Consider the following 13,330-nt stretch of genomic DNA (forward strand, 5'->3'; position numbering starts at 1 on the left):
CCCATGAAGCTCTGGATCGACGCCGACGCCGCACCGCTCGCCGTGAAGGAAGTCTGCTACCGCGCCTCCGAGCGCCTCGCGCTCGCCACCGTCTTCGTGGCCAACCAGCGGGTGCAGCTTCCCGCGGGCTACCCGCACCTCGAGGCGGTGCGCGTCGACGGCGGCCCCGATGTCGCGGACCGCTACATCGCCGAGCACGCGCAGGCGGGCGATGTCGCGGTCACCGCCGACATCCCGCTGGCCGCGCTCCTCGTCCCCAAGAAGGTCACGGTCATCGACCCACGCGGCGAGGTCTACACCGAAGAGATCATCGGCGAGCGGCTCTCGGTGCGGAACTTCATGGACGGCTTGCGCGGGGCGGGGGTGGAGACCGGCGGTCATGGCGCCTACGGCGCGCGCGAGAAGCAGGCGTTCGCCAACGCACTCGACCGCGCGCTCACCCGGGCGATGCGCAGCTGATACCGGCGGGGGAGCACCGTGCGTGGGAAACGAACGAGGGGCGCGCCGCACCAGCGGCACGCCCCTCGCACCGTTCCATCGCGACCTAACGATACCGCTGCATCAGCGCCTCGAGCGCGGCCTTGCCCGGGCAGAGCTTCTCGTACGGGATGTCGATGAGCGGCGTGGGCACGGTGCGCATCATGTCGTGCATCTCGCGTCCACCATCGTCGACGAAGAGCAGGCCGGTCGCCATTTCCTGGCGCGCCTGGCAGGCGCGCACATGTGCGTAGGCGTGCTCGCGATCGGTGGGATCGTACTCGGGCGACGTGGACCGCAGGCGCACGCTCCCGCCGTCGTGCAACTGCACCACCCGCACCTCTTCGTCGGTCTCGGGAACGGTGATCGCGCGCTGGATCGGGACAAAATCTGCCGAGACGGCCTCCACCGACTGCTCGCGGGTGAAGGCGTAACTCTTGGTCGACCCTTCGTGGTCGTTGAACGAGACGCAAGGCGAGATCACGTCGACCACGGCGAAGCCACGGTGGGCGATCCCAGCCTTGAGGATGGGGACGAGCTGCTTCTTGTCGCCCGAGAACGAGCGGGCCACGAAGGTCGCGCCTAACGTCAACGCCAGCAGGACGGGATCGATCGGCGCCTGTTCGTTCGCCTCCCCCTTCTTGCTCGTCGACCCGATGTCGGCCGACGCCGAGAACTGCCCCTTGGTGAGGCCGTAGACGCCGTTGTTCTCCAGCACGTAGAGCATGTTGACGTTGCGCCGGATGGCGTGCGACAGCTGCCCCAGCCCAATCGACAGCGAGTCGCCGTCGCCGGAGATGCCGATGTAGGTGAGCGACCGGTTGGCCGCGGCGGCTCCGCTGGTCACCGACGGCATGCGCCCGTGCACGGAGTTGAAGCCGTGCGACTGCTTCATGAAGTACGCGGTCGTCTTCGACGAGCAGCCGATTCCGCTCATCTTCCCCACGCGGTGCGGCTCGAGGGCCATTTCCCAGCCGGCCTGGATGAGCGCCGCGGTGACCGAGTCGTGCCCGCACCCGGCACACAGCGTCGACATCGCTCCTTCGTAGTCGCGAAGCGTGAGCCCCAGGGCGTTGGTGCGCGAGCTCGGATGCCTGACGGGAGGCTTGGTGATCGACGTCATGCGGGCACTCCGGCTAAGTGGGCGGATACGGCGTCGACGACGACCTTGGCGGTGAGCGGCATGCCCCCGTAGTCGAGCACGGCGTGCATGTCGTCGCGCGGCACGCCAAGCTCGATGGCCAGCAGTGCGCGCAACTGCGCATCGCGGTTCTGCTCGATCACGAAGACGTGCTCGTGACCGGTGATGAAGTCGTGCACGGCCTTGGCGAATGGGAATGCTCGGATGCGCATCACGTCCACCGCGATCCCCTGCGTGGCCAGGATGTCGCTCGCCTCGCGCACCGCCGCGTCGCACCCGCCAATCATCACCAGCCCCACCTCGGCGCCGTCACGGCGCTGGATGACCGGCGTCGGGAGCGACTCCGCCGCCCCATCGATCTTGCGCTTGAGGCGATCGACCAGCTCCAGGTATGCGTCCGAGTCCTCGGTGTACGCGGCATGCTTGTCGTGCCCGGAGCCGCGCACGAAGTAGGCCCCCTTCCCGCCCACGCCGGGGAGCGTGCGGGCCGCAATCCCATCACCGTCCACATCCAGGTAGCGCGAGAACTTCGCGATCTTCGAGAGCGCCTCGGCGTCGAGCACCTTGCCACGATCGGGGCGGTAGTTGTCGTCCCACTCGAAGCGCTTCACCATCCAGTCGTTCATCCCGATGTCGAGGTCCGAGGCCACGAAGACCGGGGTCTGGAAGCGCTCGGCCAGGTCGAACGACTGCACCGCCAACTCGAAGCACTCGCGCGGGTTGGCGGGGAAGAGGACGAGGTGCTTGGTGTCGCCGTGCGAGGCGTAGGCCAGCGAGAAGAGGTCGGCCTGCTGCGTGCGCGTCGGCATCCCGGTGGCCGGGCCGCAGCGCTGCACGTCGAAGAAGACGGCCGGGATGTCGGTGTAGTACGCCAGCCCGATGAACTCCTGCATGAGCGAGATCCCGGGCCCCGACGTGTTGGTGAAGGCGCGCGCCCCGGCCCAGCCGGCGCCAATCACGATTCCGGCAGCGGCCAGCTCGTCTTCGGCCTGCAGGATCGCGTAGTTGTTGAGCCCCGTGTCGGGGTCCACGCGGAACTTCTCGCAGAAGCCCTTGAACGCTTCCATCAGCGCGGTGGCCGGCGTGATGGGATACCAGGCCCCCACCGTGGCACCTGCGTACAGCGCGCCGAGTGCGCTGGCCGTGTTGCCGTCCATGAGGATGGCATCACCGGTCGCGTCCATCTTCTCCAGCCGGAAGGGGAGTGGACAGGCGAAGTTGGCCTTGGCGAAGTCGTAGCCCAGGTGGATCGCGGTGTGGTTGGCGTCGAGCAGGCGCGGCTTCTTGGCAAACTTCTCGTTGAGCATTTGCCCGACGACGTCCATGTCGATGTCGAGCAGGGCGGCGAGCGCGCCGGCATACGCGATGTTGCGCAGCAGCGTGCGGTCACGGTCCTTCTCGAACGTCTCCACGCACATCTTGCCGAACGGGATGCCGAGGATGGTGATCCCTTCCCGCACGAGTGCCGGATCCAGCGGCCACGTCGAGTCGTACAGCAGGTAGCCGCCGGGGCGCACCGCGGCGACGTCCTTGCGGTAGGTCGACGGATTCAACGCGACCACCAGGTCCACCTCCGAGGGGCGCGCCGTGTAGCCGTCCTTGCTGACCCGGATCTCGTACCAGGTGGGGAGTCCCTGGATGTTCGACGGGAAGATGTTCTTTCCCGTGACCGGGATGCCCATGCGGAAGATGGCCTGCATCAGGAGCGAGTTGGCGCTCGCCGACCCGGTCCCGTTGACCGTCCCCATCTTGAAGGCGAAGTCGTTGATCCCGCTCATCGGCTCACCTGTCCGGCATACGGAAGTTGGAGGTCGAACGTGCGCATGTCCCACGCGGCGGTCGGACAGCGCTCGGCGCAGAGCCCGCAGTGCAGGCAGACGTCCTCGTCCTTGACCATCACGCGCTTGGTCTGCGGGAGGGCGGCGGAGACGTAGATCTCCTGCGCGGTGTTGAGCGCCGGCGCCGAGAGACGCAGGCGCAGGTCGTCGATCGGCGTGCTGTTGGTCGTGATCGTGAGGCACGTCGTGGGGCAGACGTCGACACAGGCGTCGCACTCGATGCAGAGCGGCGCGGAAAAGTGCGTCTGGACGTCGCAGTTGAGGCAACGTTGCACCTCGCCGGCGGCCTGCTCGGGGGTGAAGCCCAGCTCGACCTCGATCCCGATGTTGTGGAAGCGCTGCTCGAGCGCCTCGTGCTGCATGCGGGCGCGCTTGGCCGTGTCGTAGTCGTTCTCGTACGCCCAGGCGTGCATCCCTACCTTGGCGCTCACCAGCGTCATCCCGAGCGGCGGGCGCTCGCCCACCGGCTTCCCCTGGCAGTGCAGGTCGATCGAGATGGCGGCCTGGTGACCGTGGGCCACCGCCCAGATGATGTTCTCCGGCCCCCACGCGGCATCGCCGCCGAAGAAGACGTTCGGGCGCGTGCTCTGGTGCGTAACCTTGTCCACCACGGGCATGTCGCGCGCGTCGAACTCGATCCCGATGTCGCGCTCGATCCACGGGAAGGCGTTGTCCTGCCCGATGGCGAGGATGACGTCGTCGCAGGGGATGATGACGGTGTCCAGCACGGTGGAGCGCTGCTTGCCGCTCGCGTCCTCGCTCCATTGCAGCTGCTCGAACTCCATCCCCACCAGCTTGCCATGCTCGATCACGAACCGCTTGGGCGCGTGGTTCTCGATGATCTGCACGTGCTCTTCCTCGGCGTCCTCGAGCTCCCACGGCGACGCCTTGAAGTGCTTGCGACCGCGCCGGGCGACGACCTTCACGTCGGTGGCCCCGAGGCGCTTGGCGGTGCGGCAGCAGTCCATCGCCGTGTTCCCCACGCCGATGATCAGCACCCGCTTCCCGATCTCGGTGAGGTGCTCGAAGTGCACGTTGGCCAGCCAGTCGATCCCGAGGTGGATCTGGTCCTGCGCGTCCCAGCGTCCCGGGAGGTCAAGCTCCTTCCCCTTGGGTGCGCCACTCCCCACGTACACCGCGTCGAAGCCCTCGGCCAGCAGCGCCTTGAGACTCGTCACCGTCGTCTCGTAGCGCATGTTGGCTCCCATGTCGATGATGTAGCCGCACTCTTCATCGAGCACGCTTCCCGGGAGTCGGAAGGCGGGGATGTTGATGCGCATCAGCCCGCCCGCCCGCGCATTGCGTTCGACGATGGTGACGTCGTAGCCGAGCGGGAGCAGGTCGTTGGCGACGGTGAGCGACGACGGCCCGGCCCCGACGCACACCACGCGCTTCCCGTTCTTCTGGGCCGGGGGCTTGGGAAGGCGGTCGCGGATGTCGCCGCGGAGGTCGGCCGCGACCCGCTTGAGGCGGCAGATGGCCACCGGCTTCTCATCCACGCGTCCGCGCCGGCAGGCGGGCTCGCACGGGCGGTCGCACGTACGGCCAAGGATGCCCGGAAAGACGTTGGATTGTCGGTTGAGGAGGTACGAGTCGTCGTACCGCCCCTGTGCAATCAGCCGGAGGTAGCCCGGGACGTTGGTGTGCGCCGGGCAGGCCCACTGGCAGTCGACGACTTTATGGTAGTAGCGAGGATCCGAGACATCTGTCGCGCCCATCTGCGTGTGTCCCCTTGAGGTTGGGTTCTGCAAGCATGGCGTGGGTTAGCAGGGGGGGCAAGCCCTGACGGCGCCTCACGATGCGGGAAGCCGATCGACGCCCACCACCGCGTCGCTGTCGGCCCGGTGAAGTCACCTGCTCGGCCCGATGGTCCCCGACACCGATGACGTCGGCGTGGTGATTGCCGCGGCGCCCACTGCGATGCGCGACACGCCAGCGAACGACGCCGCGATCCACGCGACGACCGACCACTCGTCGGCCGCGAATCGACCGCGCGAGGTCCACGCGTCGGCGGCGCAGACGACACGGTTCGCGACGAGCGATGCGCGCCACGGCCGAGCATGCTGGCGCGGCGAACCCAGCTGCAACGCATAGACTAAGCGCCGAGTGCAGGGTCGTGGAAAGCCCTGCGCCGGCGCGGATGTTCGACCGATGCGCGCCGCGTGCACCGCGTGCATGGTGTGGCTGGGTCACGACGCGACAGCTCGGCCGCGCGACCCAGCGTTGGACGCACGGCGGAGCGACGCGCTCCCCGTGCCCTTCCCGGAGCCTTCCCATGTCACGAGCACCGCTCGCCGACCTTGTGTCGAAAGGCCATTGGCTGGTCCGCGCCGCCAACGGCGACTACCTGGATGTGGAGTACGACGCCAAGACGGGGGCGCCACGCCTCGTCACGGTGCCCATCTACCAGGTGCGCCACGCGTTCCGCATCTCGCAGCTTCACGACACGCGCCAGCGAACCTGGAGCGTGCTGGTGGACCCGGTCCCGGTCGCGGGCGTCCCCGACGCTGCCGGCAACGGCGCCGTCGCCGTGAAGGGCAGGGGCACGATCGCCGCGCGGTCCACCGCACGTGGTGCAGCTGGCGGGGCAGCCTCGCGGGGCGTGGCGACGCTGCGCGCCCCCGGTCGGGCCAAGCCGTCGGCGCCGCGACAGGCGTTGCAGCTGCCGATGCAGCTCCGCCATCGCGGGTGCCTCAACTTCGACATCGCGCCGCTCCCGCCGCGCGCCGCCGCCTCGATGCTGCTGGCGTCGCCTGCACAGTCCACGGCGCAATCCGCGGCACAGTCCGTCGGGGCCGCCGCCCTCGGCGCGCTCCTGGGCGAGCTGCCCATCAAGGCACAGCAGCTCACGCTCGACATCACCCCCGCGGTCCTCGCCCTCTCCAATAGCGGGGTCGACTACCCCACCTTCGTGGGCGACCAGAAGCACGCCTTCGAGTACCTCGCGAAGAAGGTCTCCGTCCCCCTGCGGTCGCCCAAGTTCCGGGCCGACATGCTCGTCCCCTTCAAGTGCCCCCCCAACATCCCCGAGAAGGCATGGGAAGCGGTCACCTCGCAGCTCACCGCGGAGTCAGGGGCGCGTGACACGTGCGACCGCTACTTCACCGCCATGCACACCTTCGTGCAGGACGTCTTCACCGCCAAGAACGGCGTCGTGGAGACCGTCGGCGGCCTGGTCCAGCTCGACGCCGGCGCATCGTTGCAGCTGGCGATTGGCGGGTGCTTCCACGCCATGGCCTCGGCGGTGGGCGGGCTGGGCTTCTCCGGCAGTGGGCTGCTGGGCGGCGCGCTCAACGTGGCCTTCGAGGTCATGCTCAAGGACCGCTCGCCCGACGCGCGCGACATGGTCGTCGTCATGTCCAAGCTGCGCGACGGACTCTCCGGCACCTACACCGCCACGGTCAAGGCGATCAAGGAGATGCGCGGCGCGGCGATGAACGATTGGGGAAAGCTTCAGGCGCTACAGGAGATGCTGAAGGGGAGCACCGACGACCTGCAGAAGGCGCAGGACGAAGGCAAGCTGCTCGATGCCGCGTCGCGTGCGCTCGAGATCGAGATCTGGAAGGCGGTGCTCAAGCTCAAGTGGCACCACGTGACCAGTGCCAACGGCCCGTACTTCCGCCCGCAGTATCGCAAGGAAGACGCCGCCGCCTACGAGGCCGCGCACCCGAACTACTGGATCAAGTTCTGGCCCACGCACGTCTCGCGCCCGTTCGGCAGCTCGGAGGACGGCTTCCTCGTGGAGGAGCACTGGCTCGGCTACGGCGACTTCCACGCGCCGGAGGCCGTCCTGTGCGATCGCTTGTTCAAGCAACTGGCCATCCCGCGTGAGGAGGTCTTCACGCGGGCGGAGTGGGGGCTCGTGCGCGACAGCTACTCGCCGCCGTACTTCCCGGGCTACTGAGCGGCCCCGCGGTGACCTGACGGTGAGCTGAGCCAAGGGTGGGGAGGGTGACGCGATTGACGGCGCCCGGTCGCGCGCATTAGGCTGCCGCGACCGGCGCGACCGGCGTCGCCCTCCCCTCCCCTTGCTGGCATCGCACACGCGTGACCATCCGTTGGCTCCTCGCCGCGTTGCACCTGCTGGCCCTCGGCATCGGCATGGAAAGCGTCTGGGCCCGCGGCCGGGCGTTGCGCCGTCCGCTCGATGCCGACGGCCTCAAGCGCGTCTTCACGCACGACAACTGGTACGGGATCGCCGCGCTGCTCTGGTACCCCACCGGGATTGCCCGGGCCTTCTTCGGCTTCGAGAAGGGGACGGGGTACTACCTGCACCAGCCGTTCTTCGTGGCCAAGCTGGCGTTGGTGATCATCGTGGGCGCGGTGGAGATGTGGGTCATGGTCGTCCTCATCCGCTGGCGCCGCCAACAGCAGCGCGGCGAGGCGATCGATACCCGCCACGCCGCGCTCATGTCGCGCATCTCCGCCTGGGAGACCTTCGCCATCATGCTCATCATCTTCCTGGCGACGGCGGTAGCGCGCAACGTCCGCTTCTGGTAGTGCGCCTAACGTGACCGCGCCGGCCGTCGCATCGGTGCCACGGCCACCCCCACCCGCGAGTCGGCCGTGCCATAGTACAGGAACCACTGTCCCTTGAACGGGATGAGGGCCTCCACGAAGGTCGTCCCCTCGGCATACTGCCCCGACTTCTCGTACGACTCGGTGGGGCGAATGAACGGGACATCGGTGCGCGCCAGCAGCTTGAGCGGGTTGCGCGCGTCAAAGAGCGCCTGCCCTGCGGTGTACATGCGTTCGGGGAGCGCGCGATCGCCGTACGCCTGGCTGTTGCCAGCGTTGTAGAGCATCACGATGCCGCGCTCGGTGAGGAGCGGCGGCGGCCCCGCCTCCACCAACCACGAATCGAAGTAGCCGGGGCGCGGCGACAGCACCTTGAGCGCGCGGCCGTTCGCATCCTCCACCGGCGTCCAGTGCACCAGGTCGTCGGAGGTGGCGATGAGGACATCGGGGACGTTGAAGTACATCCAGTACTTGCCGTCGACCTTCGTGGCGACGATGCGATCGCCCACCACGCGGCTCAGGATCGCCCCGGACTTGGTCTCAACCCCCAGGTACTTGCCGCCAGCTGCATCGGCAAAGGCGGGGCCGTGCTTCTCCCAGCGCATCAGGTCGCGCGACGTCGCCACCGCCAGGCGTGGCACCTGCCGGTTCCACTGCGTGTAGGTGAGCACGTAGCGCCCGCTCTCGTCCTCCACGATGCGCGGATCCTCCACGCCCCCCGGCCACTCGTTTCCCTTCTGCCCATCGTTCGCCGGAAAGAGGATCGGCGCCGGGTGCCGCGTGAAGTGCACCCCGTCGCGACTCTCGGCGAGCCCGATGCGCGAGGTGTGCCCACCGATGATCGAGGCCCCGGTCGCGTCTTCGGCGCGATAGAGCACAAAGACCTTCCCGTCGCGCACCACCGCCGCCGGGTTGAACGTCGCGAACGCCTCCCACTGCACGAGCGAGTCGTTCATCGGCGAGCGAAAGGTCGCCGCCGCACTCGGCGAGAGAATCGGGTTCACCGCCGACGGCTTGGTGAACGGGCCGATCATCCACGGCGCGGACTGCGCGCGCACGTCTGCACTCGCGATCGCCGCCAGCAGCAAGGTGGCTGTCAGGGTGCGCGGCACCACACCGTGTGAGGAGGCCCGGCTGTCGAACGGTGAGCGTGTGGCGTGCGTCGTCATCTGCCTGGGGAGAGGGGGCGCGCCAGCATACTATGCATCCGGGACCCGCCGCGGTCGATTCCCCAACGCCGCTCGGCTCAACAACGGTGCCCCGCCGGATCATCCCAACTCGAAGGCCGACGCCTGCTGCGCCCGATACCGGCGACTCCACAACAGTGCCCGCCCATCGCCGAGCACGATGCGATAATCGCCGTGCGACCAAGGTTGTAGTTCGCGGATGGCGTCCATGCGCACGATGTCAGAGCGGTTCACACGCAGGAAGCGGGTCGCGTCGAGGCGATCGGCGAGCGCGCCGATCGTCCCTCGCACGCGAAATGTGCCCTGGGGGGTGTACAGCACCACGTAGTTGCGCTCGGCGCGCGCGAGATCGATCGAATCCACCAGCAGCAGCTGTGCCCCACGCTCCCCCTGCACCAGCAACCGCGTGAGCGGTGGCCCCTCGATCCGGACCAGCGAGGCCATGGCCTCGACCTGCTGCAACGTCGCGGCGCCGAGCGGGGCCGACAGCATCTCACGCGCCCGTTCGACGGCGCTGCGCAGGCGATCGGGTACCACGGGTTTCAGGAGGTAGTCGAGCGCGCGCACTTCGAACGCCGCGACGGCATGCTCGTCGAACGCCGTGACGAAGATGACGAGCGGCATCTCATCCACGCCGACGGCCTTGACCACCCCGACACCGTTGAGGCCCGGCATCTGGATGTCGAGGAAGACGACGTCGGGCTCGAGCTCGGCGATACGCGTGACGGCCTCATCCCCACTTTCCGCTTCGCCGACGACCTCGAGGTCTTCGATGGTCGCCAGCAGTCGCGTGAGGCGACGGCGCGCTGGGGCCTCGTCATCGACGATGAGTGCACGCATCACCGACGGCCGTGTCGGGCGCCCGGTCATCCGGCCACCGAGCGCGACGACGCGACGCCATGCGCCGCAGGTATCGTGGCATTCAGGGAGGATGCCGACCGGGTCCGGGCGGCATCGCCACCACACGCCATGGTGCGCACCGGCAGCTGCAACACCACCTCGAACCCGCCGCCTGCCGCGTTGCGCGCCTGCAGCGTACCGCGCGCTCCGTACAGCAAGTGCAGGCGCCGTGCGGTGGCCGACAACCCCGTTCCGGCCCCGATCGGATCGCGGCCCGGCGCCACGCCGTCGCCGTCGTCCCAGACGCGCAGTTCGAGCGTTGCCTCCTCCCCCGCGGTGCGCGCATCGCCCGCGAGGATCGTTGCCGTCAGCTGCACTCGCCCGGCCCCGCGCGCGCTGAGCGCGCCGTGCCGCACCGCATTCTCCATGAGCGGCTGCAGCGACATGGAGGGGACCAGCAGCTCCTCCGTCCCCGGCGCCAGTGTCGCCTGCCACGTGAGCGCCCCGGGAAAGCGCGCCTGCATCAATCCCATGTACTGCCCCACCAGCGCCACCTCCTCGCGCAGCGGCACCTCCTGCGCGTGCGTGGAGCGCAACGACGCCCGCAGCAACTCCGACAGTTGCGTGAGCTGTGCGTCGGCGGCGGCCGGGTCGTCGTACATCGTGGCCGCGATCGTATTGAGCGCGTTGAAGAGGAAATGTGGCTGCAGTTGCAAGCGCACCGCGCTCAGTTCGGCTTCGAGCAACGATCGTTCGAGCGCAAAGGCGCGCCGCTCGCGTTCGCGCGCCTCCAGCAGGTACTCGGCGGCGGTCATCCCGGCAACGATCGCCACGACCGGGAGGATGTCGTTGACTGCTTCGTTGATCCACACCGCCATCGCGGGGGTGAACGCGTAGCCCTCCAGGCCAAAGAGCGGCGCAGTCGCCCCGCGCACCGCATACAGCAGCGGGGCATGGAACAGGCTCGCCAACACGAAGCACGCCACCAGCCGTAGCACCCACGTCACGCGCCGCGTTCGGGGGAGCGGCCATCGTCGCACGACCACGATGGTGCCGTAGACATACGGCAGCGAGACCACGCTCCCCACGACCTCCTCGAACATCACATTGCCGAGCGCCGCGCCGGCCTCCTGCGACCAGAGATCCGAGATCGCGTAGGCGAGGCGCAGCGCGAACATCCCGATCGCGATCGCCCCCGTGAGCGGCCACACCACCCGAGCCGGGACGTAGCTCAGCTCCGCAGGGTCCGCACGCAACGCCGTCGACTCGTCAGGCATCCCAGTCGCCATCCCGTGCGTCGCGCCTCATGGAAGGGTGAAGGCGACCACTTGGTCGCCGAGCGTGGTGCCCAGGCTGCCGTGCCCCCCGGCCGCGATGACGATGTACTGCCTGCCGCCAATCGTGTAGGTCATCGGCGTCGCCTGCCCTCCTGCGGGGAGTTTGGCACTCCAGAGGTCGCGCCCCGTCTCGATGTCGATCGCGCGCAGCTGTTCGTCCATTCCCGCCGCGATGAAGATGAGGCCTCCCGCCGTCGCGAGCGAGCCACCGAAGTTGGGTGAACCCCACGTCGAGACTGGCGCCGGGAGCGCCCCCCCTGGCTTGAGGCCGCCAAGCGGACGCTCCCATTTCACGGTCCCGGTCCGAAGGTCGATCGCGGTCAGCATCCCCCACGGCCCTTTCTGGCATGGTAGCCCGCTCGGTCCCGCCCACACCGCGCGCTCCATGTGATACGGCGTCCCGATCTGGTTGCCGCTCGTCGAGCCCATGCGTGGGACGAGCTTCACCCACGCAGCCAAGCGCATCGTGTTCACGATGAGCAGCTGGCGCTGCGGATCGACCGTCACGCCACCCCAGTTCACCCCACCAGGATACCCGGGAAACGAGAGCGTCCCGGCGAGGCTCGGCGGGGTGAACATCTCGCCATGCCGAAATGCCTTGAACTGCGCGAGGCAGGCGGCGCGATCAGCGGGGGTCGGCCCCCACACGTCATCCTCGGTGATGCGCGTCGGGTTGAGGCGAAGCCCGGGCGTGAGAGGAAAGGGCTGCGTCGGCGAGGTGCGCTCCCCAGGGACGTCGCTCGCCGGCACGGCGCGCTCCTCGACGGGAAAGATCGGCGTGCCTGTGGTACGATCGAGGACGTAGAGGAACCCCATCTTGGTCGCGACCACAACGGCCGGGATTCGACGCCCCTCGCGATCGATGTCGACGAGCGTGGGTTGCGCCGCCACGTCATAGTCCCACAGGTCGTGGTGCACCACCTGGAAGTGCCAGCGAATGCGCCCGGTTTCTGCCTCGAGCGCCACCACCGAGTTGGCGTACAGGTTGCTGCCTAACCGTTCCCCGCCATAGAAGTCGGGGCTTGCCGAGCCGGTGGGGACAAAAACGAGCCCGCGCGCCGTGTCCGCCGAGAGCGGTGCCCAGGCGTTGGCGGCGCCGGTGCGGGTAGCCGCGGCCGGCGTCCACGTGTCGTACCCCGGTTCGCCCGGACGGCGCTGGATGGGATCGAAGGCCCATCGCAGGACCCCGGTGCGCGCGTCGAAGGCCCGCACCGTCCCGCGTTCGAGGTCCACGCGACGATTGTCGCCGATGGCCGACCCCACCACGACCACGTCGCCGATCACCGCCGGGGGTGAGGTCACGCCATACTGCCCGACTTGTACCTCGCCCACCCCCAAATCGAGGCGCACGACGCCGCTGTCGCCAAACGACGCGCAGCGACCTCCGGACGATGCATCGAGTGCGAAGAGTCGCGCGTCGACGGTCGCCATGAAGACGCGGCGCGCGCAGGCAGCGCTTGCGGCACCCGCGCCCACCGCCCGGCCATCGGCCCAGTACGACACGCCACGTGAGACGAAGCCTTCATTGCGCTCGATGTTGAGCGCCAGGTGCGGATCGAAGCGCCAACGCTCACGCCCGGTGGCCGGATCGAGCGCCAGCACCCGGTTGAGCGGAGTGGACAGCAGGAGCGCCCCATCCACCGCCAGCGGCGTTGCCTCGAACTTGGTGTCTCCCGTGTGGCAGCGCCCACACCCCGAGGCGCTCCCCTCGTCACCCCGCTTGTGCGAGAGGTCGCCCGTGTGTGCGACCCACGCCGGACGCAGCGAGGCCACGTTGCCCCGATGCACCTGCGTCAGCGACGAATAGCGCGTTCCCCCGGGGTCGCCCCCGTACGCACGCCACTCATGGCCTGCGCTCGCTGGCGCCGCAGGGTCGCCTCCGTCGGACGAAGGGGCTGCGCACCCGACGAATACGACGAGTGCGAAGAGCGCAATGCGCGTCGGCTGGGTGACGACGCGACAGCTGGTGAGAGGCGACGGGATCGAGCGCAT

General features: G+C 68.7%; 10 protein-coding genes. 3 read left to right on the top strand and 7 right to left on the bottom strand.

Annotation, left to right across the window (positions count from 1 at the left end; genetic code table 11):
• The first annotated feature begins 3 nt into the window (after positions 1-3).
• Positions 4-459 (top strand): YaiI/YqxD family protein, encoded by a 456-nt coding sequence (locus IPN47_27485; protein ID MBK9411726.1) that lies wholly within the window; start codon positions 4-6, stop codon positions 457-459.
• An 85-nt stretch (positions 460-544) separates the two neighbouring features.
• On the opposite strand, the gene IPN47_27490 is transcribed toward IPN47_27485, so the two are convergent.
• From IPN47_27490 to IPN47_27500, 3 genes are read right to left on the bottom strand one after another with little or no spacing between them, the layout of a single operon-like run.
• On the bottom strand, positions 545-1,600 hold the full coding sequence (locus IPN47_27490) for a 2-oxoacid:ferredoxin oxidoreductase subunit beta (GenBank protein ID MBK9411727.1): 1,056 nt from the start codon (positions 1,598-1,600) through the stop codon (positions 545-547).
• Positions 1,597-3,396 (bottom strand): 2-oxoacid:acceptor oxidoreductase subunit alpha, encoded by a 1,800-nt coding sequence (locus IPN47_27495; protein MBK9411728.1) that lies wholly within the window; start codon positions 3,394-3,396, stop codon positions 1,597-1,599. The genes IPN47_27490 and IPN47_27495 overlap by 4 nt, the downstream gene beginning before the upstream one ends.
• Positions 3,393-5,174 carry an FAD-dependent oxidoreductase gene (locus tag IPN47_27500; GenBank protein MBK9411729.1) on the bottom strand — a complete coding sequence of 594 codons (1,782 nt, stop codon included), beginning with the start codon at positions 5,172-5,174 and terminating at the stop codon, positions 3,393-3,395. Before IPN47_27500 ends, IPN47_27495 begins: the two co-directional genes overlap by 4 nt.
• Before the next feature lie 557 nt (positions 5,175-5,731).
• Here IPN47_27500 and IPN47_27505 point away from each other — a divergent pair.
• The gene (locus IPN47_27505; GenBank protein MBK9411730.1) at positions 5,732-7,360 is read left to right on the top strand and encodes a hypothetical protein; all 1,629 of its coding nucleotides are present in this window, start codon (positions 5,732-5,734) and stop codon (positions 7,358-7,360) included.
• 143 nt (positions 7,361-7,503) lie between these two features.
• Positions 7,504-7,956: a DUF2214 family protein gene (locus tag IPN47_27510; GenBank protein MBK9411731.1), complete on the top strand. Its 453-nt coding sequence runs from the start codon at positions 7,504-7,506 to the stop codon at positions 7,954-7,956.
• Positions 7,957-7,961: 5 nt separating this feature from the next.
• Here IPN47_27510 and IPN47_27515 read toward each other — a convergent pair whose 3' ends face one another.
• The 4 genes from IPN47_27515 to IPN47_27530 form a co-directional block, all read right to left on the bottom strand.
• The gene (locus tag IPN47_27515) at positions 7,962-9,143 is read right to left on the bottom strand and encodes a pesticidal protein Cry15Aa (protein MBK9411732.1); all 1,182 of its coding nucleotides are present in this window, start codon (positions 9,141-9,143) and stop codon (positions 7,962-7,964) included.
• A gap of 99 nt (positions 9,144-9,242) precedes the next feature.
• On the bottom strand, positions 9,243-10,001 hold the full coding sequence (locus IPN47_27520) for a response regulator transcription factor (protein MBK9411733.1): 759 nt from the start codon (positions 9,999-10,001) through the stop codon (positions 9,243-9,245).
• A gap of 26 nt (positions 10,002-10,027) precedes the next feature.
• On the bottom strand, positions 10,028-11,278 hold the full coding sequence (locus tag IPN47_27525) for a histidine kinase (GenBank protein ID MBK9411734.1): 1,251 nt from the start codon (positions 11,276-11,278) through the stop codon (positions 10,028-10,030).
• Positions 11,279-11,305: 27 nt separating this feature from the next.
• On the bottom strand, positions 11,306-13,111 hold the full coding sequence (locus IPN47_27530; protein ID MBK9411735.1) for a pyrroloquinoline quinone-dependent dehydrogenase: 1,806 nt from the start codon (positions 13,109-13,111) through the stop codon (positions 11,306-11,308).
• Positions 13,112-13,330: the final 219 nt, after the last annotated feature.

It is taken from the genome of Gemmatimonadota bacterium, from assembly GCA_016719105.1.
Classification (GTDB): Bacteria; Gemmatimonadota; Gemmatimonadetes; order Gemmatimonadales; family Gemmatimonadaceae; genus SCN-70-22.

Excerpts from the sequence above, each read along its gene's own strand:
- IPN47_27490 (MBK9411727.1), bottom strand. The coding sequence starts at position 1,600 with ATGACGTCGATCACCAAGCCTCCCGTCAGGCATCCGAGCTCGCGCACC.
- IPN47_27500 (MBK9411729.1), bottom strand. The coding sequence starts at position 5,174 with ATGGGCGCGACAGATGTCTCGGATCCTCGCTACTACCATAAAGTCGTC.
- IPN47_27515 (MBK9411732.1), bottom strand. The coding sequence starts at position 9,143 with ATGACGACGCACGCCACACGCTCACCGTTCGACAGCCGGGCCTCCTCA.
- IPN47_27520 (MBK9411733.1), bottom strand. The coding sequence starts at position 10,001 with ATGCGTGCACTCATCGTCGATGACGAGGCCCCAGCGCGCCGTCGCCTC.
- IPN47_27495 (MBK9411728.1), bottom strand. The coding sequence starts at position 3,396 with ATGAGCGGGATCAACGACTTCGCCTTCAAGATGGGGACGGTCAACGGG.
- IPN47_27505 (MBK9411730.1), top strand. The coding sequence starts at position 5,732 with ATGTCACGAGCACCGCTCGCCGACCTTGTGTCGAAAGGCCATTGGCTG.
- IPN47_27485 (MBK9411726.1), top strand. The coding sequence starts at position 4 with ATGAAGCTCTGGATCGACGCCGACGCCGCACCGCTCGCCGTGAAGGAA.
- IPN47_27525 (MBK9411734.1), bottom strand. The coding sequence starts at position 11,278 with ATGCCTGACGAGTCGACGGCGTTGCGTGCGGACCCTGCGGAGCTGAGC.